General features: G+C 62.8%; 25 protein-coding genes. 16 read left to right on the top strand and 9 right to left on the bottom strand.

Annotation, left to right across the window (positions count from 1 at the left end):
• Positions 1 to 148: 148 nt before the first annotated feature.
• From NIBR502773_RS13335 to madM, 10 genes are all read left to right on the top strand, one after another.
• Positions 149 to 403 carry a DUF6124 family protein gene (locus NIBR502773_RS13335; RefSeq protein ID WP_092355663.1) on the top strand — a complete coding sequence of 85 codons (255 nt, stop codon included), beginning with the start codon at positions 149 to 151 and terminating at the stop codon, positions 401 to 403.
• A gap of 274 nt (positions 404 to 677) precedes the next feature.
• Entirely contained in the window at positions 678 to 2348 is a 1671-nt protein-coding gene (mdcA, locus tag NIBR502773_RS13330; RefSeq protein WP_141156219.1) for a malonate decarboxylase subunit alpha, read from the top strand.
• Complete coding sequence (locus tag NIBR502773_RS13325) at positions 2349 to 3182, top strand: triphosphoribosyl-dephospho-CoA synthase (protein WP_141156218.1); 834 nt, start codon at positions 2349 to 2351, stop codon at positions 3180 to 3182.
• A complete protein-coding gene (locus NIBR502773_RS13320; protein WP_065923835.1) occupies positions 3182 to 3481 on the top strand; it encodes a malonate decarboxylase subunit delta in 300 nt (99 codons plus the stop codon). Before NIBR502773_RS13325 ends, NIBR502773_RS13320 begins: the two co-directional genes overlap by 1 nt.
• A complete protein-coding gene (locus NIBR502773_RS13315) occupies positions 3474 to 4316 on the top strand; it encodes a biotin-independent malonate decarboxylase subunit beta (RefSeq protein ID WP_141156217.1) in 843 nt (280 codons plus the stop codon). Before NIBR502773_RS13320 ends, NIBR502773_RS13315 begins: the two co-directional genes overlap by 8 nt.
• The gene (mdcE, locus tag NIBR502773_RS13310; protein ID WP_141156216.1) at positions 4313 to 5083 is read left to right on the top strand and encodes a biotin-independent malonate decarboxylase subunit gamma; all 771 of its coding nucleotides are present in this window, start codon (positions 4313 to 4315) and stop codon (positions 5081 to 5083) included. The genes NIBR502773_RS13315 and mdcE overlap by 4 nt, the downstream gene beginning before the upstream one ends.
• The gene (locus tag NIBR502773_RS13305; protein ID WP_098480787.1) at positions 5077 to 5673 is read left to right on the top strand and encodes a malonate decarboxylase holo-ACP synthase; all 597 of its coding nucleotides are present in this window, start codon (positions 5077 to 5079) and stop codon (positions 5671 to 5673) included. Before mdcE ends, NIBR502773_RS13305 begins: the two co-directional genes overlap by 7 nt.
• Positions 5670 to 6569 carry a malonate decarboxylase subunit epsilon gene (gene mdcH, locus NIBR502773_RS13300; RefSeq protein WP_141156215.1) on the top strand — a complete coding sequence of 300 codons (900 nt, stop codon included), beginning with the start codon at positions 5670 to 5672 and terminating at the stop codon, positions 6567 to 6569. Before NIBR502773_RS13305 ends, mdcH begins: the two co-directional genes overlap by 4 nt.
• A 67-nt stretch (positions 6570 to 6636) precedes the next feature.
• Positions 6637 to 7041 (top strand): malonate transporter subunit MadL, encoded by a 405-nt coding sequence (gene madL / locus NIBR502773_RS13295; protein WP_027606068.1) that lies wholly within the window; start codon positions 6637 to 6639, stop codon positions 7039 to 7041.
• 1 nt (position 7042) lies between these two features.
• A complete protein-coding gene (madM, locus tag NIBR502773_RS13290; protein ID WP_027606067.1) occupies positions 7043 to 7807 on the top strand; it encodes a malonate transporter subunit MadM in 765 nt (254 codons plus the stop codon).
• Between the two features lie 19 nt (positions 7808 to 7826).
• Here madM and NIBR502773_RS13285 read toward each other — a convergent pair whose 3' ends face one another.
• Complete coding sequence (locus tag NIBR502773_RS13285; protein ID WP_141156214.1) at positions 7827 to 8747, bottom strand: LysR substrate-binding domain-containing protein; 921 nt, start codon at positions 8745 to 8747, stop codon at positions 7827 to 7829.
• Positions 8748 to 8891: 144 nt separating this feature from the next.
• Between NIBR502773_RS13285 and NIBR502773_RS13280 the strand changes: the two genes are divergently transcribed.
• Entirely contained in the window at positions 8892 to 9509 is a 618-nt protein-coding gene (locus tag NIBR502773_RS13280; protein WP_065938136.1) for a hemolysin III family protein, read from the top strand.
• Here NIBR502773_RS13280 and NIBR502773_RS13275 read toward each other — a convergent pair.
• Positions 9504 to 10406: a LysR family transcriptional regulator gene (locus NIBR502773_RS13275; RefSeq protein ID WP_141156213.1), complete on the bottom strand. Its 903-nt coding sequence runs from the start codon at positions 10404 to 10406 to the stop codon at positions 9504 to 9506. The two genes, NIBR502773_RS13280 and NIBR502773_RS13275, sit on opposite strands and share 6 nt — an antisense overlap.
• 109 nt (positions 10407 to 10515) lie before the next feature.
• Between NIBR502773_RS13275 and NIBR502773_RS13270 the strand changes: the two genes are divergently transcribed.
• From NIBR502773_RS13270 to NIBR502773_RS13260, 3 genes are read left to right on the top strand one after another with little or no spacing between them, the layout of a single operon-like run.
• The gene (locus NIBR502773_RS13270; protein ID WP_115485597.1) at positions 10516 to 11763 is read left to right on the top strand and encodes a D-amino acid dehydrogenase; all 1248 of its coding nucleotides are present in this window, start codon (positions 10516 to 10518) and stop codon (positions 11761 to 11763) included.
• A 10-nt stretch (positions 11764 to 11773) separates the two neighbouring features.
• On the top strand, positions 11774 to 12124 hold the full coding sequence (locus tag NIBR502773_RS13265; protein WP_027606062.1) for a RidA family protein: 351 nt from the start codon (positions 11774 to 11776) through the stop codon (positions 12122 to 12124).
• A gap of 25 nt (positions 12125 to 12149) precedes the next feature.
• Positions 12150 to 13049, top strand: a complete 900-nt coding sequence (locus NIBR502773_RS13260) for a transporter substrate-binding domain-containing protein (RefSeq protein WP_141156212.1) — start codon at positions 12150 to 12152, stop codon at positions 13047 to 13049.
• A 15-nt stretch (positions 13050 to 13064) separates the two neighbouring features.
• Here the strand turns inward: NIBR502773_RS13260 and NIBR502773_RS13255 are convergent, their stop codons facing one another.
• Together NIBR502773_RS13255 and NIBR502773_RS13250 are read right to left on the bottom strand one after the other, a co-directional pair.
• The gene (locus NIBR502773_RS13255) at positions 13065 to 13784 is read right to left on the bottom strand and encodes a 16S rRNA (uracil(1498)-N(3))-methyltransferase (protein ID WP_141156211.1); all 720 of its coding nucleotides are present in this window, start codon (positions 13782 to 13784) and stop codon (positions 13065 to 13067) included.
• Between the two features lie 37 nt (positions 13785 to 13821).
• Positions 13822 to 15228, bottom strand: a complete 1407-nt coding sequence (locus NIBR502773_RS13250) for an adenosylmethionine--8-amino-7-oxononanoate transaminase (RefSeq protein ID WP_141156210.1) — start codon at positions 15226 to 15228, stop codon at positions 13822 to 13824.
• A gap of 272 nt (positions 15229 to 15500) precedes the next feature.
• On the opposite strand from NIBR502773_RS13250, the gene NIBR502773_RS13245 reads away from it, so the two are divergent.
• The gene (locus tag NIBR502773_RS13245) at positions 15501 to 16052 is read left to right on the top strand and encodes a cytochrome b (RefSeq protein ID WP_027606058.1); all 552 of its coding nucleotides are present in this window, start codon (positions 15501 to 15503) and stop codon (positions 16050 to 16052) included.
• 32 nt (positions 16053 to 16084) lie between these two features.
• On the top strand, positions 16085 to 16663 hold the full coding sequence (locus NIBR502773_RS13240; protein ID WP_027606057.1) for a YceI family protein: 579 nt from the start codon (positions 16085 to 16087) through the stop codon (positions 16661 to 16663).
• Between the two features lie 284 nt (positions 16664 to 16947).
• Here NIBR502773_RS13240 and NIBR502773_RS13235 read toward each other — a convergent pair whose 3' ends face one another.
• The 5 genes from NIBR502773_RS13235 to ahcY form a co-directional block, all read right to left on the bottom strand.
• Complete coding sequence (locus NIBR502773_RS13235) at positions 16948 to 18834, bottom strand: DEAD/DEAH box helicase (protein WP_065938143.1); 1887 nt, start codon at positions 18832 to 18834, stop codon at positions 16948 to 16950.
• 221 nt (positions 18835 to 19055) lie between these two features.
• The gene (locus NIBR502773_RS13230) at positions 19056 to 19847 is read right to left on the bottom strand and encodes an ABC transporter substrate-binding protein (RefSeq protein ID WP_141156209.1); all 792 of its coding nucleotides are present in this window, start codon (positions 19845 to 19847) and stop codon (positions 19056 to 19058) included.
• Positions 19848 to 19910: 63 nt separating this feature from the next.
• A complete protein-coding gene (locus NIBR502773_RS13225) occupies positions 19911 to 20993 on the bottom strand; it encodes a hypothetical protein (RefSeq protein ID WP_141156208.1) in 1083 nt (360 codons plus the stop codon).
• Between the two features lie 83 nt (positions 20994 to 21076).
• Positions 21077 to 21922, bottom strand: coding sequence for a methylenetetrahydrofolate reductase [NAD(P)H] (gene metF, locus NIBR502773_RS13220; RefSeq protein WP_065938146.1), 846 nt, complete (start codon positions 21920 to 21922; stop codon positions 21077 to 21079).
• Positions 21923 to 21992: 70 nt separating this feature from the next.
• On the bottom strand, positions 21993 to 23402 hold the full coding sequence (gene ahcY / locus NIBR502773_RS13215; RefSeq protein ID WP_065938147.1) for an adenosylhomocysteinase: 1410 nt from the start codon (positions 23400 to 23402) through the stop codon (positions 21993 to 21995).
• Positions 23403 to 23420 lie beyond the last annotated feature (18 nt).

Genomic DNA, 23420 nt, shown 5'->3' with positions numbered 1-23420 from the left:
CTGCTTTATGGCGGCTGCGCGCAGGAGGTCTTCGGACCTGCTGGGTGTCCTAAACAGGCCCGGTCTTGCACACCTGCGCACGGTCGCCACCCTCATTCGCGTGCAAGCGAACGGTGGCGCTCCTTACTGACTGTTTAGGAGTTTCATCATGATCAAACCTACCCCTAATCTGCCTCTCTTCGCCGTAAACCCCCACCAAACCACCGAAACGCTGCTGGTCAACGCCAGCGAAACCCTGTCCTCCCTCAATGCACTCACCTGCAACCTGGCCTTCGACCTGGACACTTCCCAGCGCGCCATCATGCTCGGGATCCAGCAAATGGCCGAGTTGGGGCAGTTGTTGGTGGATCGGGCGCTGGAGCAGGTCAGCCCTTCGCTGGAAAAGGTCCCAAACAGGGACTGATCAGCCCCTGTTTGGGACCGCTATCTAACAGGCATCACTGAACAAATGTGGGAGGGGGCTTGCCCCCGATGGCTGAGTGTCAGTTGATACATAACTTAGCTGACCCTCCGCTATCGGGGGCAAGCCCCTCCCACATTTAGATCATCTTTTGGCTCGGATCAGTGTTTGCTGATTCTCCATTACTCCAACCGTAACGATCCACCGCTAAGCTTGATTGATGGCCCCCGAATCACTCCTAAGGTACAGCCCACGACAGCAAACCCGTGGAGCGACCATGACAACAATAACTACCCCCGACTCGCGCTGGACGCGGCGGCGTGACGAGAAGCAGCGGCGGCTCGGGCGGGTTTTGCAGTATGCAGACGGGGCGGTTTTGCCCAGTGACAGGATCGTCGAGGCGCTTGAGGCGCTGATCCTCCCCGGCGACCGAGTGGTGCTGGAAGGCAACAACCAGAAGCAGGCCGACTTCCTCTCGCGCTCTCTGGCCAAGGCCGACCCGGCCAAGCTCCACGATTTGCACATGATCATGCCCAGCGTCGGGCGGTCCGAGCACCTGGACCTGTTTGAAAAGGGCATCGCGCGCAAGCTGGACTTTTCCTTCGCCGGCACCCAATCCCTGCGCATCAGCCAATTGCTCGAAGACGGCCTGCTGGAAATCGGTGCGATCCACACTTACATCGAACTCTATGCACGGCTGGTGGTGGACCTGATCCCCAACGTCGTACTGTCCGCCGGTTTCATGGCTGACCGTGCCGGCAATATCTACACCGGCGCCAGCACCGAAGATACTCCGGCGCTGATCGAACCCGCCGCGTTCAGCGATGGCATCGTGATCGTGCAGGTCAACCAGTTGGTGGATGACGTCAGCGACTTGCCCCGCGTCGACATCCCCGCCAGTTGGGTGGATTTCGTGGTGGTGGCCGACAAGCCGTTCTACATCGAGCCGCTGTTCACCCGCGACCCGCGCCATATCAAGCCGGTGCATGTGCTGATGGCGATGATGGCGATCCGCGGCATCTACGAAAAACACAATGTGCAGTCCCTCAACCATGGCATCGGGTTCAACACCGCTGCCATCGAATTGATCCTGCCCACCTACGGTGAATCCCTGGGCCTGAAGGGCAAGATCTGCCGCAACTGGACCCTCAACCCGCACCCCACGCTGATCCCTGCCATCGAAAGCGGCTGGGTGGAAAGCGTGCACTGCTTCGGCACCGAACTGGGCATGGAGAACTACATCGCCGCGCGCCCGGATGTGTTCTTCACCGGCCGCGACGGTTCGATGCGTTCCAACCGGATGTTCTGCCAACTGGCCGGCCAATACGCGGTGGACCTGTTTATCGGCGCTACCCTGCAAGTCGACGGCGACGGCCATTCCAGCACCGTGACCCGTGGTCGCCTCGCCGGTTTCGGTGGGGCGCCCAACATGGGCCACGACCCGCGCGGCCGTCGTCACGGTACGCCGGCATGGCTGGACATGCGCCACGGCGACGCGCCGGAAGCGCTGCTGGAGCGTGGCAAAAAACTGGTGGTGCAGATGGTCGAGACCTTCCAGGAAGGCGGTAAGCCCACCTTCGTCAACACCCTGGATGCGGTCGAAGTGGCGCGCAAAAGCGGCATGCCCCTGGCGCCGATCATGATCTACGGTGACGACGTCACCCACCTGCTTACCGAAGAAGGCATCGCCTACCTGTACAAGGCGCGGTCCCTGGAAGAGCGCCAGGCGATGATCGCCGCCGTCGCCGGGGTGACCGCCATCGGCATGCGCCACAACCCCAAGGACACCGCACGCATGCGCCGCGAAGGTCTGATCGCCTTGCCCGAAGACTTGGGCATCCGCCGCACCGATGCCACCCGCGAGTTGTTGGCCGCCAAGAGCGTGGCCGACCTGGTGGAGTGGTCCGGTGGCCTGTACAACCCGCCCGCCAAATTCAGGAGCTGGTAAATGCGCGCCCTTAAACTGCACGAACTCAGCCTCGCGGATCGCCTGGCGGATATGGCCGTCGATGCGCTGATCGATGAAGCCGACCTGTCACCCAAGCCCGCCCTGGTGGACCGCCGCGGCAACGGCGCCCACAGCGATTTGCACCTGGGGCTGATGCACGCCTCGGCGCTGGCGCTGTGGCCGATGTTCAAGGCAATGGCCGAGGCGGCGCTTGAATTCGGCGAGGTCGGCTTGCCCCTGCGCGAAGCCCTCGGCCGTATCGGGCGCGAAGGTGAACAGGCGATGCTCGCCACCACCCACGGCGTGAACACCCATCGCGGCGCGATCTGGGCCCTCGGCCTGCTGACCGCAGCGGCTGCCCTGGAACCGCGTGCCATAACGCTGAACGCCGCCAGACTGGCCCTGCTCAACGACCGTTACGCGCCCCAATCGATGAGCCACGGCGCCCAGGTCGCGCAACGCTACGGCGCACGCGGTGCCCGTGAAGAAGCGCAATTGGGCTTCCCCGCCGTGACCCAACGCGGTCTGCCGCAACTGCACAAAAGCCGCCGCCAGAACGTCGGTGAACAGAACGCGCGTCTTGACGCCTTGCTCGCGATCATGACCGAGCTTGCCGACACCTGCGTGCTCTACCGCGCCGGCACCGCAGGCCTGCAGGCAATGCAACACGGCGCCCAAGCAGTGCTCGACGCTGGCGGCAGCGCCACCCTGGCCGGGCGCCGCAGCCTGCACGAACTGGACAACCAGCTCTTGGCCCTGAATGCCTCCCCCGGTGGCGCCGCCGACCTGTTGGCCGCCTGCCTGTTTATCGACCGCCTCGACGGAGCGTTGTGATGGAAACCTTATCCTTTGAATTCCCCGCCGGGCAGCCGCCAACAGGCCGTGCGCTGGTGGGCTGCGTCGGCTCGGGCGACCTGGAAGTGCTGCTGGAACCGGGCACGGCCGGCACGCTGACCATCCAGGTCCAGACCTCGGTGAATGGCGCCGAACAACGCTGGCAGCACCTGTTCGAGCGGATCTTCCAGGAGCAGACGCCTCCGGCCCTGAACATTGATATCCACGATTTCGGTGCCACCCCCGGCGTGGTGCGTTTGCGCCTGGAACAGGGTTTCGAGGAGATCGGCCATGACTGACTTGCTGGCTAAACACAGCTTCGTGGAATTGGGGGCGCGGCAGCGGGCCAAGGCCTTGTTGGATGCCGGCACCTTTCGCGAACTGATCGACCCGTTCCAGCGCGTCATGTCGCCCTGGCTCAGCCGCCAAGGGGTGGTGCCCCAGGCCGATGACGGCGTGGTGATCGCCAAGGGCAGCATCGGCGACTTGCCTGTGGTGATTGCAGCCATTGAAGGCAACTTCCAGGGCGGCAGCCTCGGTGAAGTGGGCGGCGCGAAAATCGCCGGCGCCCTGGAGCTGGCGGCCGAAGACAACCGCAAGGGCATCCCGACCCGCGCCGTGCTGCTGCTGGAAACCGGCGGCGTGCGCTTGCAGGAAGCCAACCTCGGCCTGGCCGCGATTGCCGATATACACGCGGCGATTGTCGACCTGCGCCAGTACCAGCCGGTGATCGGCGTAGTGGCGGGCAGCGTTGGCTGTTTCGGCGGCATGTCCATCGCGGCCGGGCTGTGCAGTTACCTCGTCGTCACCCGCGAAGCGCGCCTGGGGCTGAACGGTCCGCAGGTGATCGAGCAGGAGGCCGGGCTGGAAGAGTACGACTCCCGCGACCGTCCTTTTATCTGGAGCCTCACGGGCGGCGAACAGCGTTTTAACAGTGGCCTGGCGGACCGTTACGTGGCCGATGATGTGGCGCAGATCCAGCAGACGGTCAGCGCGTTGCTGCAACAGGGTGTGCCCGCACAACAGCGCAGTCGCCAGGCTGATTATTACCTCGCACGCTTGGCCGAGTTGGACGCCGTAGCGCAAATCGACCCGGCGACGGTGCGCGAGCTGTATCAGGGAGAACGCTCATGAGAGGCTTGCAGTGGTTCAACGCATTGAGCGCCGGCGCTCCAGTTGTAGACGATTTACCGGCGTCGCTGAGGGTGGCCGACGGTGTATTGGGTGAGCAACAGGTGCGCTTTGTCGCCGTAGTGACCGACGCGCAAAACCGCTTCCCTCGGGCACGCAATGGCGAAGTCGGCCTGCTCGAAGGCTGGGGCCTGGCCAAGGCCGTCGATGAGGCCATCGCCCGCGGCGACAAGCGGCCCATCATCGCCATCGTCGATGTGCCCAGCCAAGCCTACGGCCGTCGCGAAGAAGCCCTCGGCATCCATCAAGCCCTGGCCGCTGCCGCCGACAGCTATGCTCGCGCTCGCCTCGCCGGGCACCCGGTGATTGCGCTGCTGGTGGGCAAGGCCATGTCCGGTGCGTTCCTCGCCCATGGCTACCAGGCCAACCGCCTGATTGCCCTGCGCGACCCCGGCGTGATGGTGCACGCGATGGGCAAGGCCTCGGCCGCGCGAGTGACCCTGCGCAGCGTCGAAGAGCTGGAAGCCCTGGCCGCCAGCGTGCCGCCCATGGCCTATGACATCGACAGTTATGCCAGCCTCGGCTTGCTCTGGGAGACCTTGTCGGTGAGCCGGATTGAACAGCCCACGGCGGACGATGTAGCACGGGTCAGCGATTGCCTGGTGAATGCGCTCAAGGACGTCGGCAGCACCGATTTGCGCGGGCGCCTCGGCGCGACCAATCGCGCCGCCTCCAGCCAGGTTCGCCAACTGCTGCGGGAACAATGGTGAACGCCCACGACTTGCTCTGGGGCATGACCCCGGCGCATGCGCCCGCCGATGCACCGGCCTGGGTGCTGGAGGCGCTTGGCGCCGGCCACCCGGTGGTGGTGCGCCGCGCCATTGCCGAACCGGGTTATGTGGCGGTCGGCGTGCGCGGGCGTTTGCGTGAGCAGCGGTTCGCCGCCGAGATGCCGCTGGCGGCGGTGCAGCGGCGTGTTGCACCGGAAGCCCTGCGCGACGTGGTTTCGTCACGGGATTTACCCGCGCTGCAAGCGCTTGCTCAATTGCGTTCGGTGCTGGTGCACGAGGCATGGGGCGTCAGCGGTAGCGCAGGCTTTGAATTGGCCACCGGCATCGAAGCGCTGCATGCCCAGAGTGATCTGGATTTGATCCTGCGTACGCCCAAGCGCCTTGAACGCAGCGATGCCGAGGACCTGCTGGCGAGCCTGGACGCGGCGGTGTGCCCCGTGGACCTGCAACTGCAAACCCCGTTCGGCGCCGTGGCCTTGCGCGAATGGGCTGGCGGATCACGTCGCGTGCTGTTGAAAACCATCAGCGGCGCGCACCTGGTCGACGATCCCTGGCAGGCCGTGGCATGAGCAGCCTCCTGGTGTTTCCGGGGCAGGGTGCCCAGCGACCAGGCATGCTCCAGTCGCTGCCCGAACCTGTGCTGGAAGAAGCCAGCGATGCCCTGGGCGAAGACGTGCGCCGGCTCGATTCAGCGCAAGCCCTGGCCAGTACCCGCGCCGTGCAACTGTGCCTGTTGATCGCCGGCGTCGCCCACGCCCGCCTGTTGGAGCGCACCCCGGATTACGTGGCGGGCCTGTCCATCGGCGCCTACCCGGCGGCGGTCATCGCCGGGGCCCTGGATTTTGCCGATGCGGTAAAGCTGGTCAGCCTGCGCGGCCAACTGATGCAAAGCGCTTATCCACACGGCTACGGCATGACCGCGATCATCGGCGTGGAGTTATCCACCGTCGAAACACTCCTCGCCGACATCCACAGCCCCGAAACCCCGGTGTACCTGGCCAATATCAACGCCGATAACCAGACTGTGATCGCCGGCAGCGACGAGGCCATGAAGCGTGTCGCCGCGCGCATCAAGGGCAACGGCATCGCCAAGCGCCTGGCTGTCAGTGTGCCGTCCCATTGTGCGCTGCTGGCGCAACCGGCCGAGGTCCTGGCCCAGGCATTTGTCCCGCTCAAGGCGCCGCGCATCACCTACCTGAGCAGCACCCGCGCGCGGCCGATCTACCACCCCGAACACCTGCGCGACGACCTGGCCTTCAACATGTGCCGCGTCGTTGACTGGCGCGGCACCGTACAAAGCGCCTACGAGCGTGGTGTGCGCCTGCAAATCGAACTGCCCCCGGGCGCCGTGCTCACCGGCCTGTCACGCCGCGTGTTCGAACAAGGCACCGTGATCGCCTGCGAAGGCGCACGCCTGGATACCTTGCAGGCCCTGCTGGAAGAGGAGGAGCGCCGCCACCGATAAAGCACCACCCAAGGCTGTCGAAGCACAAAAACAACAATTTCGATCGAGCACTTCGAGGACAACAACAATGATTATTTACGGTGTGGCATTGCTGGCGATCTGCACGCTGGCAGGCGTGATCATGGGTGACATGCTCGGCGTGTTGCTGGGCGTCAAATCCAACGTGGGCGGGGTGGGCATCGCCATGATCCTGCTGATCTGCGCCCGCCTGTGGATGCAAAAACGCGGCGGCATGACCAAGGAGTGCGAGATGGGCGTGGGCTTTTGGGGCGCCATGTACATTCCCGTGGTGGTGGCGATGGCCGCGCAACAGAACGTCGTGACCGCCCTGCACGGCGGCCCGGTCGCGGTGCTGGCGGCGATTGGTTCGGTGGTGGTCTGTGGTTGCACCATCGCCTTGATCAGTCGTACGCACAAGGGCGAGCCTCTGCCCGCCGAAGAGCCGCTGATCGTGCCTGCGGGAGGTCGCTGATATGTGGGATCTCATCGAAAAAGGCCTGGAACATAACGGCCTGATCACTGCGTTTGCGTTTGTTGGCGTGGTGATGTGGATTTCCGTGGTGCTGTCCAAGCGCCTGACGTTCGGGCGCATCCACGGCTCGGCGATTGCCATCGTCATCGGCCTGGTCCTGGCCTGGGTCGGCGGCACCCTTACCGGCGGGCAAAAAGGCCTGGCCGACCTGGCACTGTTCTCCGGCATCGGCCTGATGGGCGGCGCGATGCTGCGCGACTTCGCCATCGTTGCCACGGCGTTCGAGGTGCAGGCCACCGAGGCACGCAAGGCCGGGATGATCGGTGTGATTGCGCTGCTGCTGGGCACGATCCTGCCGTTTATCGTCGGCGCCAGCATGGCCTGGGTGTTTGGCTATCGCGACGCTATCAGCATGACCACCATCGGCGCGGGTGCCGTGACCTACATCGTCGGCCCGGTGACCGGTGCGGCGATTGGCGCGACTTCGGATGTGATGGCGCTGTCCATTGCGACCGGGTTGATCAAGGCGATCCTGGTGATGGTCGGCACCCCGGTGGCGGCGCGTTGGATGGGCTTGGACAACCCGCGTTCGGCGATGGTGTTTGGTGGCCTGGCCGGCACCGTGAGCGGCGTGACGGCAGGGCTGGCGGCGACGGATCGGCGCTTGGTGCCGTATGGCGCGTTGACGGCGACGTTCCATACCGGGCTTGGGTGTTTGCTGGGGCCTTCGTTGCTGTACTTCATTGTGCGTGGGTTGGTTGGCTGACCTTGGGGGTTGCGGAGTGTCAGGCTGTTCCCTGCCGATTGGCATACATCCGACACTCCGCCAGCAACGCCAGTAAATTCGGATCACGCTCCTTGGCCTTCAGGAACACCACGCCGATATGCTGCTGCAACCGATACCTGGGTTGCAGCGGTATCAGCTTCACGCGGTTCTCGTACACCGCCGCAATCCTTCCCGGCAGCAACGCATAACCCACCCCCGAACTGACCATGCTCAGCAGTGTGAAGATGTCATTGACCTGCATCGCCACCTTGGGCTCGAACCCCGCCTGCTTGAACACCCGGTTGCCATCCTGGTGAGTGGCGAAGCCTTGGGTGAGGGTGATGAAGGTGGCGTCGCGCACGTCGGCCAGGTCGATTTCCTGGGTGCGGTCGAAGGGCGAGTCGGCCGGGGTGGCGAGGAAGATGTCGTCGCAGAACAGCTCGATCTGTTCGCAGTCGGGGTCGTTGGCGTGTTCGTCGAGGGAGATGAGGATCGCGTCGACTTCCATGTTCTTGAGCTTGTACAGCAGGTCGAAATTGGAGCCGAGGATCAGGTCGATATTGAGTTCGCTGCGCCTGATCTTCAGGCCCATGATCAGTTGCGGCACGGTCTTGACCGTCAGCGAATACAGCGAGCCGAGCTTGAAGCGTTCGGCGGAGAAACCGGCGGCTTCGCGGGTCAGGCGTACGCTGTCGACCACATCGGCGATGAGTTTCTGTGCGCGTTCTTCCAACACGTAGGCGCTTTCCAGCGGGGTGAGGTTGCGGCCCTCGTGTTTGAACAGCGGGCAGCGCAAGGCATTTTCCAGCGAGTGGATGGCACGGTGCACGCTGACATTGCTGGTTTGCAGCTCGGCGGCGGCGCGGGCCAGGTTGCCAGTGCGCATGAATGCCAGGAAGATTTCCAGTTTCTTGAGGGTGAATTCTTCGTCGATCAGCATGGCCGTGGGCTCTTGTTCGAATGCGTCCGATTGTGCCCGCAAAACCCGGCGGCGTCCTCGGAACGTCACAAGTCGCTTGCACTCTTATGCGCAAGGCTGGACGCTTGCCAGCCAGTTCCAGCGGCTACAGGAGGTCAGTGACAGATGTATCACGGGGAACGATTCAACGCCTGGAGCCATTTGCTCGGTGCAGTCGCGGCGTGTATTGGCGCCGTGTGGATGTTGGTGGTGGCGAGCCTGGACGGCAGCCCCTGGAAAATCGTCAGCGTGGCGATTTATGGCTTTACGCTGATGGTGCTGTACAGCGCGTCGACCGTGTACCACAGCGTGCAGGGGCGGCGAAAAGAGATCATGCAGAAGGTCGATCACTTTTCGATCTACCTGCTGATCGCCGGCAGCTACACGCCGTTTTGCCTGGTGACGTTGAGAGGCCCTTGGGGCTGGACGCTGTTCGGCATCGTGTGGGGGCTGGCGGTGATCGGCATCCTGCAGGAGATCAAGCCGCGCTCCGAGGCGCGCATCCTGTCCATCGTGATCTACGCGGTGATGGGCTGGATCGTGCTGGTGGCGGTCAAGCCGCTGATCGCCGCGCTGGGCACCGCCGGGTTTATCTGGCTGGCGGCGGGCGGGGTGCTGTACACCGTCGGTATCATCTTCTTTGCCCTGGAGCATCGCCTGCGGCATTCCCACGGGATCTGGCATTTGTTTGTGATCGGCGGCAGCCTGCTGCATTTCGTGGCGATCATGCACTACGTGTTATAGGCGCTCCAGCTGCTCCCGAGCCCGGTTGCCGAAGATCTGTAGCAGATTGGCCAGCATATGCGGCGGCGGTTCATCGGCACGGGTCAGGGCGTAGAGGGTGATCGGCAGCGGCGGTGTAAGCGTGCGGATGCAGGTGGTCGCCGTCGATGCGCCGAGGGCGGTAAAGGGGTCGATGACCGTCAAGCCGGCGCCGGACTCCACCATCGCCCGCGCCAGGGAATAGGTTTGCACCGAGATCGTCACCCGAGGCGGCGGGTCGACGCTCTCCAGGTAGTTGTCGAGCCTCGCCGCCAGTGGGTCGGCGCTGGACAGGCCAATCAACGGTGCCCCCGCCAGGTCTGCCAGGGGCAGGGCTTGATGCAGCTCAGCGTCCGGCCAGTAGTTTTTCGACGCCAGGGCCACCAACACACCGTTGGCCAGCACTTGTGTGGTCAACCCGGGATGGCCGGAGAAGCTGAGGGTCAGTGCCAGGTCGATCTCGCGCATCAACAGTTTTTGCACCAGCTCGCGGCTATGGTCGCTGGACAGTTCGCAGGCTATGTCCGGGTAGTCGCGCTTCCATTCCAGGATCGCCGGGGGCAGCAGCGACAGCGCCAATGCCGGGATTGCACCAATCCGCACACTTTGCCCCGGGGCGCGGCGCAGGCTCTTGGCCAGGCGCCGCACGCCTTGCAGGCTCGCGGTGACTTTTTCGACTTCACTTTCCAGCGCCAGGGCTTCGGGCGTGGGCTGCAATTTGCCGCGTACCCGCAAAAACAGCGGGAAACCCAATTGTAACTCGGCATGTTGCAACACCTTGGTCACCGCCGGTTGGGAGACATGCAGCAACTGCGCGGCGGCGCTGATGGAGCCGGTCTGGCGGATGGCCTGGAAGATTTCGATATGACGCAAGCGCATGGCAAGTCCATAACCTTTGTTTATAGGTGCCCCATCTTTATTCATTGTCGGCGGCCTGTCACCTGCACCTACGCTGGGGCTTTCTTGGATCAAGGGTTGGGGGTGTTGAATGGCCGGGCAGGTTTGCATCATTGGTGGTGGCGTTATCGGCCTGGCGAGTGCCTACGCGTTGGTACGTGCAGGTCATGAAGTGACGGTGATCGACGCGCGTGACACCGTGGGCAGCGAAACCAGCTTCGCCAATGGCGGGCAATTGTCCTACCGCTACGTCGCACCGCTGGCGGATGCGGGAGTGCCACTACAGGCGATTGGCTGGTTGCTGCGCGGTGACTCGCCGCTGAAGCTGCGCCCACGTCTGGACCCTCAGCAATGGCGCTGGATGGCCGCCTTCATCGGCGCCTGCCGTGGCTCGGTGAATAAGCGCAACGCCGCGCACTTGCTGCGCCTGGCGAGCCTGAGCCAAAACACCTTGCAGCAATGGCGCGTCGACGATCGCCTGGACACGTTCAATTGGCGGCGTAACGGCAAGCTGGTGACCTTTCGCAATGCCGAGACCTTTGAGCGTGCGCGCAGCAAGGTCACCGACATCCTGCAACAACAGGTGCTGTCGGCCCTGGATTGTGCGCGCCTGGAACCGGCGCTGGCACAGGTGGCTGATCAGTTTGTGGGCGGTATCTACACGCCCAACGAGGAAGTGGCGGACTGCCATGCCTTTTGCCAACGTCTGGCGCAAAGGCTCGAAGCGTCGGGGCGCTGCACCTTTCTGCTGGGGCGCAAGGTCACCGGGATTCGCCACGCCGACGGTGTGGTACAGGCCATCGAATTGGGGGGCGAGGTGATGCCGGTGGAGCAACTGGTGCTCGCGGCGGGCCATCGCAGCGCCGAGTTGGCATTGCCCGGCGTGTCACTGCCACTGTATCCACTCAAGGGCTATAGCCTCAGCGTACCGATTGGCGCACAGCACCAGGCGCCGAATGTGAGCATCACCGACTACGACCGCAAGATGGTCTACGCGCGTATCGGCGAACAGCTGCGGGTGGCGGCCATGGTGGATATCGTCGGCTTTGACGCCAGCCTTGAGCCCAAGCGCCTGGCGCTGATGAAACGCCAGGCGGTCGAGACATTTCCTACGGCTGGCGACTATGCCAATGCTGTGGAATGGGCCGGTATGCGTCCCGCCACCCCGACCGGTGTGCCGCTGATTGGCCCCAGCGTGTATCGCAACCTGTGGCTGAACCTGGGCCACGGCGCCCTCGGCTTTACCCTGGCGTGCGGCAGCGGCCAATTGCTGGCCGAGCTGATCGGCCACCACCTACCTTCCATTGACATGCAGGGCCTGGCGCCCCGCGCCGCGTGAGGATTGACCCATGACCATCAACCGAATCAGCAGCAACGACCGGCTGTCCGGCGCCGTCACGTTCAAGGATCTGGTATTCCTTTCGGGCCAGGTGCCCGGCGAAGGCCAGGATGTGGCGACGCAGACCCGCGAAGTGCTGGCCAGGATCGATGCGCTGCTGGCCCAGGCCGGCAGTGACAAGGATCATTTGCTCAATGCGACCATTTACTTGAAAGACATCGGCAGCGGTTTCGCGCCGATGAATGAGGTATGGGCTGCCTGGCTATCGCCCGGGATGGCGCCGACGCGCACTACCCTGCAGGCGGAGCTGGCTAGGCCGAGCGTGCTGGTGGAAATCAGCGTGATTGCGGTACGAAAATAACGTCAAAAACCAACGGAGAATAACAATGAAAAAAATCCTGTTGACCGGCTGCATCGGCCTTTTGCTGGGAGTACACGCCCATGCCAACCAGGCGCCGCTGGACGGTACGCTGGGCAAGATCGCCAGCACCCAGTCCATCACCCTGGGCTATCGCGATGCGTCGGTGCCGTTTTCCTACGTGGGGGATCACACCGGTAAGCCGATGGGCTATTCGGTCGACCTGGCCAGCAAGATCGTCGAGCGTATCCAGCAGAAAACCGGGGTGGCTGACCTGAAGGTGAAGTACAACCTGGTGACCTCTCAAACGCGGATTCCGCTGGTGCAGAACGGCACCGTCGACCTGGAGTGCGGCTCCACCGGAGTCACGGCCGAGCGGCAGAAACAGGTGGCATTTTCCTACGGGTTTATTTACGTGAAAGGCCAGTTGCTGACGGCTAAGGACAGCGGCATCAAGGGCTTCGCCGACCTGGCGGGCAAGAACGTGGTGACTACCGCCGGCACCACCAACGAGCGTTTTCTAAAGAGCTACAACGCCGAGCATAAGAGCAATATGTTCGTGATCAGCGCCAAGGACCACGGCGAGGCGTTCAAGATGCTCGAGACGGGCCGCGCGGCCGCGTTCTATATGGACGATGCATTGCTCTACGGCGAACGTGCCAAGGCCAAGGACCCACACAACTGGGTGGTGGTGGGCGAGGAGCAGTCGCGGGAGATCTACAGCTGCATGGTGCGCAAGGATGATCCGCAGTTTCTCGCGGTGGTCAACGAGACCCTCGGCGACCTGTACCGCTCGGGGGAGATCAACGGGATTTACCAGCGCTGGTTTGAACAGCCGATTCCGCCCAAGGGCTTGAACCTGGAATTCCCGATGACCAGTGAGTTGAAGGCGATCATTGCCAAGCCGGTCAGCGATCCGGTGGACTGATCACCCCTCCCACATTTAGAAGTCGCCCCAGAGTTGTTGGGCAACCGCCAACGCGACGACGGGCGCAGTCTCGGTGCGCAACACACGCGGGCCGAGGCGGGCGGCGTGGAAGCCGGTGCCTTGGGCCGCTTCGACTTCCCCATCCGTCAATCCACCCTCGGGCCCGATCAGGAACGCCAGGCTCGCAGGCTTGGCATGGCTGACCATCGGCTCGGCCACCGGGTGCAGCACCAGTTTCAGGTCCGCCTCGACCTGCTTCAACCAGTCCGCCAGTAGCAACGGCGGGTGAATCACCGGTACCGTCGAACGCCCGCACTGCTCGCACGCGCTGATCGCCACCTGGCGCCAGTGCAGCAGGCGTTTGTCGGCGCGTTCGTCCTTCAGCCGCACTTCGCAGCGGTCGCTGAAGATCGGCGTGATGGCGTTGACGCCCAGCTCAGTGGCTTTCTGGATCGCCCAGTCCATGCGTTCGCCCCGGGACAGGCCCTGGCCGAGGTGGATGTGCAGCGGCGATTCGGCCTGGCCGGCGAAGCTTTCCGTCAGTTGCACGGTGACGCGTTTCTTCCCGACTTCCAGCAGGCTGCCCAGGAATTCCTGGCCGGAGCCGTCGAACAATTGCACGGCGTCACCTTCGCCCATGCGCAGCACGCGGCTGATGTAGTGCGCCTGGGCTTCGGGCAGTTCGTGATCGCCGAGGCTCAGCGGGGTGTCGGTGAAAAAGCGGGACAGTCTCATGTCGGTTCTCTGGAAAAAGGTGTAGGTGTGCCGGCAATCAACCCGGATCGCGGAAACCAGGGTGGAAATCCTTCGGCACCGCCACGCTGACTTTACTGTTGGTGGCGATATCGATGCCTTCGCTGGCGACTTCGGCGAGGAAGTCGATCTGCTCCGGTGTAATTACATAGGGCGGCAGGAAATACACCACGCTGCCCAACGGCCGCAACAACGCACCGCGTTCCAGGGCGTGTTCGAACACCTTGAGGCCACGGCGCTCCTGCCACGGGTAAGCGGTCTTGGTGGCCTTGTCCTGGACCATCTCGATGGCCAGCACCATGCCGGTCTGGCGTACTTCCGAGACGTGCGGATGGTCGACCAAATGCGCTGTTGCCGTGGCCATGCGCCGGGCCAGGGCCTTGTTGTTTTCGATGACGTTGTCTTCTTCGAAAATATCCAGGGTCGCCAGGGCCGCCGCACACGCCAGCGGGTTGCCGGTGTAGCTGTGGGAGTGCAGGAAGGCGCGCAGGGTCGGGTAGTCGTCGTAGAACGCGTCGTAGACGTCATCGGTGGTGACCACGGCGGCCAACGGCAGGTAGCCGCCGGTCAGGGCCTTGGACAAGCACAGGAAGTCCGGGCGGATGCCGGCCTGTTCACAGGCAAACATGGTCCCGGTGCGTCCGAAGCCCACGGCGATTTCATCGTGGATCAGGTGCACGCCATAGCGGTCGCAGGCCTCGCGCAGCAGCTTGAGGTACACCGGGTGGTACATGCGCATGCCGCCGGCGCCCTGGATCAGCGGTTCGACGATCACGGCGGCGACGCTGTCGTGGTGCTCGGCCAGGGTCTGTTCCATGGCCAGGAACATCGTGCGCGAGTGTTCTTCCCAGCTCATGCCCTCGGGGCGCAGGTAGCAATCCGGGCTCGGCACCTTGAGGGTGTCCAGCAGCAGCGCCTTGTAGGTCTCGGTAAACAGCGGCACGTCGCCCACCGACATCGCGGCGATGGTTTCGCCGTGGTAGCTGTTGGTCAGGGTCACGAAGCGCTTTTTATTCGGCAGGCCACGGTTGAGCCAATAGTGAAAACTCATCTTCAGCGCGACTTCGATGCACGACGAACCGTTATCGGCATAGAAGCAGCGGGTCAGGCCCTCGGGGGTCATCTTGACCAGGCGCTCGGACAGCTCGATCACCGGCTGGTGGCTGAAACCGGCGAGGATCACGTGTTCCAGCTGGTCGACCTGGTCCTTGATGCGCTGGTTGATGCGCGGGTTGGCGTGGCCGAAGACGTTGACCCACCAGGAGCTGACGGCGTCGAGGTAGCGCTTGCCTTCGAAGTCTTCCAGCCAGACGCCTTCACCGCGTTTGATCGGGATCAGCGGCAGTTGCTGGTGGTCTTTCATCTGGGTGCAGGGATGCCACAGCACCGCGAGGTCGCGTTGCATCCACTGGTTGTTCAAGCCCATCGGTGATCTCCTCGAAGCGGTCCTGCGAACGGCGCAGGTGAAACAATCGCGCAAGCCTATGCAATGGTGGCCCGGGTCACAAGCCATTGTGGGGAATTCGGAGTAAACGTAGGACGGACTGTCACGTTTCTTAGGAATAGTCCTTAATCCTTGGTTAACTTATTGTGCATAGGCTCCAGATCGTATTTCTCGATATTTCAAAGCGAAATTTTCCGCTTTAATTCGATAGGTAAATCGCTAGTCTTGGGCGCAGCTCTTACGGGATTAAGTACATGCAGCTACGTAACTCACCGGCCCGTTACGGCTGGGTCAGTATGGTTTTGCACTGGGGCGTGGCCCTGGTGGTGTTCGGCCTGTTCGCCCTGGGCTTGTGGATGGTGGGTCTGGACTATTACAGCGCCTGGCGCAAGGACGCACCGGACCTGCACAAGAGCATCGGCATCACGCTGTTCGCCATCATGCTGGTGCGTATTGTCTGGCGCCTGATCAGCCCGCCGCCTCCGCCGCTGGCCAGTTACAGCCGCTTGACCCGTATCGGTGCCGCGTTCGGCCACGCGTTCCTTTATCTCGGGTTGTTTGCCGTGATGATCGCCGGTTACCTGATTTCCACCGCAGACGGTGTCGGTATCCCGGTGTTTGGCCTGTTCGAAATTCCTGCCGTGGTTTCCGGTCTACCGGACCAGGCAGACACAGCCGGCGTGGTGCACCTGTACCTCGCCTGGGTGTTGGTGGTCTTCGCCGGCCTGCACGGCGTGGCTGCGTTGAAACACCACTTTATCGACCGTGATGCGACCCTCACGCGAATGCTGGGGCGCAAAGCCTGATGTTCAACCTCGACTCACAAGGAATAGAAAGCATGTTGAAAAAGACCCTCGCCGCTCTGGCAATCGGTACAGCGCTGCTGTCTGCAGGTCAGGTGATGGCTGCCGACTACAAGATCGACAAGGAAGGCCAGCACGCCTTCATCGACTGGAAAATCAGCCACCTGGGCTACAGCTACATCCACGGTACCTTCAAGGACTGGGATGGTACGTTCAGCTGGGATGCCGCCAAGCCTGAAGCCAGCAAAATCGCGGTCGACGTGAAAACCGCCAGCCTGTGGTCCAACCACGCCGAACGTGACAAGCACATCGCCAGCAAGGACTTCCTGGATGTCGGCAAGTTCGCCGATGCCAAGTTCGTCTCCACTGCGGTTAAATCCACCGGCGAGAAAACCGCTGATGTGACCGGCGACCTGACCTTCCACGGCGTGACCAAGCCTGTGACCTTCAAGGCCACGTTCAACGGTGAAGGCAAGGATCCATGGGGCGGCGAACGTGCCGGCTTCAACGCCAAGACCACGCTGAACCTGAACGACTTCGGCATCAAGGGCCCAGGCCCGACTTCCCAGACCGTCGATCTGGACATCTCGCTGGAAGGCGTCAAGCAGAAGTAATTTCTGTCCGCACACAAAAAACCGGATCTCAGGATCCGGTTTTTTTTGGCCTGTATTTCCTGTAGTGAGCGAGCTTGCTCGCGCTGGGCTGCGCAGCAACCCCCAACACCTGTCACCGTGTTCTGCTAGAAAAATCATGTATCTGATTAGGGCCGCTTCGCGCCCCAGCGCGAGCAAGCTCGCTCACCACAGCAAGCTCGCTCATCCCAGGGAGCGTGTCGGGAGGAGATAAAAAAATGCCCCGCATCGAAAGATGCGGGGCATTTTTTAAGGCGCTTTGAAACTCAGCGGTTGCGGGTCAGCAATGCCGGTTTTTCACCACGAGGACGGCCTGGCAGTTGATCCAACTGCTCGGGTGTCGGGAAGCGGTCGGCTTTCGACTCCTTGTGGATGATCTTCGGCGCCGGGCCACCGCGCGGGTTCTGCACGGCTGGCTCGGACAAACGCGGCTGGTCGTCACGGGCCGGGCGGCGGTTGTTGCTGCGCGAATCTTCGCGACGCGCCTGGCCGTCACGCGGTGCACCGTTACGCGGGCCGCTGCGCTTGGCCGGTGGAGTGCCGGTCGTGCCGCCGCTGCTGTTGCGCGGGCCGTTCTGACGACCGCCCTGAGGCTGGCCGCCACGTGGAGCGCCGGCGGCAGCGCCCTGTGCCGGAGCACCTGGACGACGGCCGCGGCCCTGGGCCGGTTTGGCCTGGGGCACGTAGTCCACGCGGTTACCGAAGTTATCCACGTCGTCGTCGAGGAATTCGTCCGGGGCTCGGTCGGCTGCGGCACGTGGGGGCTGGCTCGGCTGGCGCTGTTCGCGGGCCGGGGTGCCTTCACGGGGCTTCTGCTCACGGGCCGGGCGTTCGCCACGGCCGTTGGTTGGCGCCTTGTCCTTGCCGCCCTTGTCCTTGCCCTTGTCGCGACGACCACCGCCACCACCGCCGCCGTTCGGGCCATCGCCCTTCGGACCGCGGGGGTTACGTGGGTTGCGCACGTCCGGACGTTCGCGCACTTCAGGCTTCTCGGCCTCAACGGCGCTGGCATCGAAGCCCATCAGGTCGCCATCGGCGATTTTCTGCTTGGTCATGCGTTCGATGCTTTTCAGCAGTTTCTCTTCGTCCGGGGCAACCAGGGAAATGGCTTCACCCGAACGCCCGGCACGGCCGGTACGGCCGATACGGTGCACATAGTCTTCGTCGACGTTTGGCAGCTCGAAGTTGACCACGTGTGGCAACTGGTCGATGTCCAGGCCGCGGGCGGCGATATCGGTGGCGACCAGGATGCGCACTTCACCGGCCTTGAAGTCGGCCAGGGCCTTGGTGCGGGCGTTCTGGCTCTTGTTGCCGTGGATGGCGACGGCGGTGAGGCCGTGCTTGTCCAGGTACTCGGCCAGGCGGTTGGCGCCGTGCTTGGTACGGGTGAACACCAGCACCTGTTCCCAGGCGCCGGCGGTGATCAGGTGCGCCAGCAATGAACGCTTGTGGCTGGCGGCCAGGCGGAATACGCGTTGCTCGATCCGCTCGACCGTGGTGTTCGGCGGCGTGACTTCGATGCGTTCCGGGTTATGCAGCAGCTTGCCGGCCAGGGCGGTGATGTCGTTGGAGAACGTTGCCGAGAACAGCAGGTTCTGACGTTTGGCCGGCAGGCGGGCGAGGACCTTCTTCACGTCATGGACAAAGCCCATGTCGAGCATGCGGTCGGCTTCGTCCAGCACGAGGATTTCCACGTGGGACAAATCGACGCTGCCTTGGCCGCACAGGTCGAGCAAACGACCGGGGCACGCCACCAGCACGTCAACACCACGGGACATGGCCTGGACCTGTGGGTTCATGCCGACGCCGCCGAAGATGCAGGCGCTGACGAACTTCAGGTCGCGGGCATACAGCTTGAAGCTGTCGTGCACCTGGGCGGCGAGTTCGCGGGTAGGGGTCAGGACCAGTACGCGCGGTTGGCGCGGGCCGTGACGCTGGGATTTGTCCGGATGACCGTTGGGGAACAACCGCTCCAGAATCGGGAGGGCGAAGCCGCCGGTTTTACCCGTACCTGTCTGAGCCGCAACCATCAGGTCGCGACCTTGCAACACGGCGGGAATAGCCCGCTGTTGCACCGGAGTAGGCTCGGTATAGCCCGCTGCCTCGATGGCGCGGACTAAAGCCTCGGAGAGACCGAGGGAAGCAAAGGACATGAGTAATCCTGTTTTAGTTAGGGCTTGGCCCAGAGGGATAATCTTGCCGGGCGTGAATGGCGCTTAGGGGAGCGCAATCCCGTCCGGTCCTGCTGCGTCTGGCGGGCACTCCACCGGCTCGCGCGGGCTGAAAGCTGCGCAGTAGCGGGGTTGGGTGCCTTTTTCAGGACCTCAGCGGCCGGGCGTAAGCCTGGCGGAAAGGCCAGAGTATAACAGAGCAATCACTGTGCGCCGCTTTCCTGCTGCTCAACGGTGTGTCCGGACGCGGTTATGGCGTGGATTCCACCATATTTGGCGCTTAAAGCGGCGTAGGCCGGTTCCTGTTTGAAGCGCTTGAGCTCGGCGGCAAAGCGTTGTACCAGCAGGTCCATCCCCGCGCCACGGCGTACGGCGAGGTATTGCTGCTGGCGGCTGACCACAATGGGCGCCTGGCTGACCTTGCCTTCCAGGCCCAGGGCCTTGATCACATGCTGGCCGACCCGGCGGTCGGTGATCAGCAGGTCGATGCGTCCCAGCAGCAATTTACCGAAGTTGGCCTCGTGGCTGGGGGCCGGCTCGCGGCTGAACCGGGTGGAGTCGCTGAATGGCGCGCCATACAGATAGCCTGGCGACGTGCCGACAGTGAGGCCGTCCAGCTCGTCGAGGCCTTGGACCGGGTGAGGGCGTTCGTTGGCGTAGAACATCACGAACTCCACTTCCGACAACGGTTCACTCGGGTACAGCAGCAGGGCGTCGCGTTCGTGGCTGTGGAAAATATCCAGTGCGCCATCGGCATGACCCTGATCGAGCATGGCCAGACAGCGCTTCCAGGGCAGGAACTGCCATTGCACCTCGACCCCCAGGCGCTGAAACACGATCACCGTGGTTTCGTAGTCCAGTCCGTGCATGGCGCCGTGCTCTTCGTACACATAAGGCGCCCAGGGCTCGGTGACAATGCGCAATTTCTCGCCATAAGCGGCGAGGCTCAAGCAAGTAAAAAGCGTAACGGTCAACAGCTTCAGAATGACGGGCATGCCCCGAGGTTACGATGCCCGTGCGCTAAAGAGAAGCGCTGGCACACGCATCTGCGGGCGACGCTATTTTGGGGGTGAGGTCATCAGGTGTTCATAGATGGCTGCACGTCGCTCGCCCAGAATCAGGCGCACCACTGGGTTGGCGAACCAATGTTCGAGCTGATGCGCATCGACCGGGCCTTTTTGCCGCTCTTCCTGATTCTGCAGGGCCTTGTCCCACCAAACCGGGCCACAGGCCTGGTCGAATTCATTCTCGTGCTCGTAGCAGCCGTAGAGAATTTCGCGGATGAACTGCTGCTTGCGTTTGGGCAAGGCCAGGGTGATCAGCTTGTACATCAAGCGCTGCAACCGCGGCGGGCGGGGCAGGTGGGAAGACACATTGCGGGTGTCGGCCAGGGCCTGGGCGCAGATGGGGTTCGCGGCGTGCTTGGTGACCCACGCCTTGACCTTGGCCCGGAACAACTGCTTGCGGCTCCAGTAGTGATGGATCAGGTCGGGGCACTGGCGCACGTTGAGCGTACGGTACGCGGCCACCGACAGACAGAACTCTTCCAGGGTGTAGGCACCGTGGGCCATCGGGAACAGCTCGTCCATCAACTCGATCGAGCGATCAAGGATGTGCGCGTCTTGCCGGGTCAGGCCCATGACGCCGGAGTTGAGCAGCCACATGTCATCGTCGGCCAGGCCTTTGTCTTCAAGGTGCCTGGCCAGGGCTTCATACAGCACGCTTTCGCGGTTGTCGCCGTACTTGGCGTGGAAGGCATTGCACAGCACGGTACCGGGCGCGACGCGTTCGAACAGCGCCATGGGTGAGTCGTGGAAAAAGGTGTCGGTGTCGATCAACAGCGCCCGTTCCGCTGTTTCCAGCACCTGGCGCAACAGCACGTGCTTGGTGCGGAAATGGTAGCCGTGGGGCTCGCTCCAGCGTCTGCGCGTGGTGTCGTCCAGCGTGTGAACCTGTACCGGCAAGCCGCGATAGGGGGCCGGATTGTCGCTGAACACCTGGATGTCCAATGGCATGTCCTGGGGACCGCCCAGGTGGGCCAGGGCGCTGGCGATGCTGAATACGGCTTCCTGATGATAGGTCTCGGCGCCGAATACCAGGTACACCAGCTGCGGGCGGGGAGTCGGGGACGCTGTATTCATGTACTGCAGGCTTCCTTTCCGGGAATATATAGACGAAAAAAACCCCCGTAATAACGAGGGCCGGGTACAGCGATTAAACCGGCCTAACGTGGCAGTTTAAGGTTGTTCCAGATCGCGAGGCTTGGTTCAGCCTGGTTCAGGGTATAGAAGTGCAGGCCTGGTGCGCCACCTTGCAACAATTCTTCACACATATTGCTGATCACCTGTTCGCCGAACGCCTGGATGCTCTTGACGTCGTCGCCATAGGCTTCCAGTTGCTTGCGCACCCAACGTGGGATCTCAGCACCGCAGGCGTCGGAGAAGCGCGCCAGCTTGCTGTAGTTGGTGATTGGCATGATGCCCGGCACGATCGGGATGTTCACGCCCATGGCGCGTACACGCTCGACGAAGTAGAAGTAGCTGTCGGCGTTGAAGAAGTACTGAGTGATCGCGCTGTCGGCGCCGGCGTTGGCCTTGCGTACGAAATTCTGCAGATCGTCTTCGAAATTGCGCGCCTGGGGGTGCATCTCCGGGTAAGCAGCCACTTCGATATGGAAGTGGTCGCCGCTTTCTTCGCGAATGAAGCTCACCAGGTCATTGGCGTAGCGCAGCTCACCGCTGGCCATGCCCATGCCGGACGGCAAGTCGCCACGCAGGGCAACGATGCGCTTGATGCCGGCGGCCTTGTATTGAGTGAGCAGGCCGCGCAGGTCGGCCTTGCTGTCGCCTACGCAGGACAAATGCGGAGCGGCGGGAATGTTGACTTCGCTTTCAAGCTGCAACACGGTGTTGATCGTACGATCGCGGGTCGAGCCGCCGGCGCCGTAGGTGCAGGAGAAGAAGTCGGGGTGGTAAGTGGCCAACTGCTTGGCAGTTGCCATTAGTTTTTCATGCCCAGCATCGGTCTTGGTGGGGAAGAACTCGAAGCTGTAGCGACGGTCTTGGGACATGGTCATACCCTTGGGAACTCGAAAGCCTGTAAGGCGAACCCGCCCCTGAAGGGGCGGGCAGCCAAGCCGATCAGTAGCGGTAAGCGTGCGGCTTGAACGGACCTTCGACGGTCACGCCGATGTAGTCGGCCTGGGTCTTGGTCAGCTGAGTCACCACGCCGCCGAAGCCGCGGACCATTTCCAGGGCCACTTCTTCGTCGAGTTTCTTCGGCAGTACTTCCACGGTCAGGCGCTCGGCTTTCTGGGCTGGCGACAGGTCGGCGTATTTCTGGCCGAACAGGAAGATCTGGGCCAGTACCTGGTTGGCGAACGAGCCGTCCATGATGCGGCTTGGGTGGCCGGTGGCGTTGCCCAGGTTAACCAGGCGGCCTTCAGCCAGCAGGATCAGGTAGTCGTCGTTCTGTGGGTCGAAATCGCCAGCGCCGGTACGGTGAACCTTGTGTACCTGCGGCTTCACTTCTTCCCATGCCCAGTTCTTGCGCATGAAAGCGGTGTCGATCTCGTTGTCGAAGTGACCGATGTTGCACACCACGGCGCGCTTCTTCAGGGCCTTGAGCATGTTGGCATCGCAGACGTTGACGTTACCGGTGGTGGTCACGATCAGGTCGATCTTGCCCAGCAGGGCCTTGTCGATGCTGGCTTCGGTGCCGTCATTGACGCCGTCGAGGAACGGCGACACCACTTCGAAACCGTCCATGCAGGCTTGCATGGCGCAGATCGGGTCGACTTCGGAGACTTTAACGATCATGCCTTCCTGGCGCAGGGACTGGGACGAACCCTTGCCCACGTCGCCGTAGCCGATCACCAGGGCTTGCTTGCCCGACAGCAGGTGGTCGGTGCCGCGCTTGATGGCATCGTTCAGGCTGTGACGGCAGCCGTACTTGTTGTCGTTCTTGCTCTTGGTCACCGAGTCGTTGACGTTGATGGCCGGGATTTTCAGTTCGCCCTTGGCCAGCATGTCCAGCAGGCGGTGCACGCCGGTGGTGGTTTCTTCGGTCACGCCGTGGACGCGGTCGAGGATCTGCGGGTACTTCTTGTGCAGCAACTCGGTCAGGTCGCCGCCGTCGTCGAGGATCATGTTGGCATCCCAAGGCGCGCCATCCTTCAGGATGGTTTGCTCCAGGCACCACTCGTACTCTTCTTCGGTCTCGCCTTTCCAGGCGAATACCGGGATACCGGCGGCGGCGATGGCGGCAGCGGCCTGGTCTTGCGTCGAGAAGATGTTGCAGGACGACCAACGCACTTCGGCACCCAGGGCAACCAGGGTTTCGATCAGCACGGCGGTCTGGATGGTCATGTGGATGCAGCCGAGGATCTTCGCGCCCTTGAGCGGTTGCTCGGCGGCATACTTGCGACGCAGGCCCATCAGGGCTGGCATTTCGGATTCGGCGATAAAGGTTTCGCGACGGCCCCAGGCGGCGAGGGACATGTCGGCGACTTTGTAGTCGTTGAAATCTGCAGGCGTAATTACAGCGCTCATGAAGAGCCTCCATTCGTA

Origin of the sequence: Pseudomonas sp. NIBRBAC000502773 (assembly GCF_006517195.1) — a bacterium.
GTDB lineage: Bacteria > Pseudomonadota > Gammaproteobacteria > Pseudomonadales > Pseudomonadaceae > Aquipseudomonas > Aquipseudomonas marginalis.
The sequence above is the reverse complement of the archived record's forward strand: the minus strand, read 5'-3'. Positions and strand labels throughout refer to the sequence as shown.

Coding starts and splice junctions, on each gene's coding strand:
- NIBR502773_RS13335 (WP_092355663.1), top strand. CDS start 149: ATGATCAAACCTACCCCTAATCTGCCTCTCTTCGCCGTAAACCCCCAC.
- mdcA (WP_141156219.1), top strand. CDS start 678: ATGACAACAATAACTACCCCCGACTCGCGCTGGACGCGGCGGCGTGAC.
- NIBR502773_RS13325 (WP_141156218.1), top strand. CDS start 2,349: ATGCGCGCCCTTAAACTGCACGAACTCAGCCTCGCGGATCGCCTGGCG.
- NIBR502773_RS13320 (WP_065923835.1), top strand. CDS start 3,182: ATGGAAACCTTATCCTTTGAATTCCCCGCCGGGCAGCCGCCAACAGGC.
- NIBR502773_RS13315 (WP_141156217.1), top strand. CDS start 3,474: ATGACTGACTTGCTGGCTAAACACAGCTTCGTGGAATTGGGGGCGCGG.
- mdcE (WP_141156216.1), top strand. CDS start 4,313: ATGAGAGGCTTGCAGTGGTTCAACGCATTGAGCGCCGGCGCTCCAGTT.
- NIBR502773_RS13305 (WP_098480787.1), top strand. CDS start 5,077: ATGGTGAACGCCCACGACTTGCTCTGGGGCATGACCCCGGCGCATGCG.
- mdcH (WP_141156215.1), top strand. CDS start 5,670: ATGAGCAGCCTCCTGGTGTTTCCGGGGCAGGGTGCCCAGCGACCAGGC.
- madL (WP_027606068.1), top strand. CDS start 6,637: ATGATTATTTACGGTGTGGCATTGCTGGCGATCTGCACGCTGGCAGGC.
- madM (WP_027606067.1), top strand. CDS start 7,043: ATGTGGGATCTCATCGAAAAAGGCCTGGAACATAACGGCCTGATCACT.
- NIBR502773_RS13285 (WP_141156214.1), bottom strand. CDS start 8,747: ATGCTGATCGACGAAGAATTCACCCTCAAGAAACTGGAAATCTTCCTG.
- NIBR502773_RS13280 (WP_065938136.1), top strand. CDS start 8,892: ATGTATCACGGGGAACGATTCAACGCCTGGAGCCATTTGCTCGGTGCA.
- NIBR502773_RS13275 (WP_141156213.1), bottom strand. CDS start 10,406: ATGCGCTTGCGTCATATCGAAATCTTCCAGGCCATCCGCCAGACCGGC.
- NIBR502773_RS13270 (WP_115485597.1), top strand. CDS start 10,516: ATGGCCGGGCAGGTTTGCATCATTGGTGGTGGCGTTATCGGCCTGGCG.
- NIBR502773_RS13265 (WP_027606062.1), top strand. CDS start 11,774: ATGACCATCAACCGAATCAGCAGCAACGACCGGCTGTCCGGCGCCGTC.
- NIBR502773_RS13260 (WP_141156212.1), top strand. CDS start 12,150: ATGAAAAAAATCCTGTTGACCGGCTGCATCGGCCTTTTGCTGGGAGTA.
- NIBR502773_RS13255 (WP_141156211.1), bottom strand. CDS start 13,784: ATGAGACTGTCCCGCTTTTTCACCGACACCCCGCTGAGCCTCGGCGAT.
- NIBR502773_RS13250 (WP_141156210.1), bottom strand. CDS start 15,228: ATGGGCTTGAACAACCAGTGGATGCAACGCGACCTCGCGGTGCTGTGG.
- NIBR502773_RS13245 (WP_027606058.1), top strand. CDS start 15,501: ATGCAGCTACGTAACTCACCGGCCCGTTACGGCTGGGTCAGTATGGTT.
- NIBR502773_RS13240 (WP_027606057.1), top strand. CDS start 16,085: ATGTTGAAAAAGACCCTCGCCGCTCTGGCAATCGGTACAGCGCTGCTG.
- NIBR502773_RS13235 (WP_065938143.1), bottom strand. CDS start 18,834: ATGTCCTTTGCTTCCCTCGGTCTCTCCGAGGCTTTAGTCCGCGCCATC.
- NIBR502773_RS13230 (WP_141156209.1), bottom strand. CDS start 19,847: ATGCCCGTCATTCTGAAGCTGTTGACCGTTACGCTTTTTACTTGCTTG.
- NIBR502773_RS13225 (WP_141156208.1), bottom strand. CDS start 20,993: ATGAATACAGCGTCCCCGACTCCCCGCCCGCAGCTGGTGTACCTGGTA.
- metF (WP_065938146.1), bottom strand. CDS start 21,922: ATGTCCCAAGACCGTCGCTACAGCTTCGAGTTCTTCCCCACCAAGACC.
- ahcY (WP_065938147.1), bottom strand. CDS start 23,402: ATGAGCGCTGTAATTACGCCTGCAGATTTCAACGACTACAAAGTCGCC.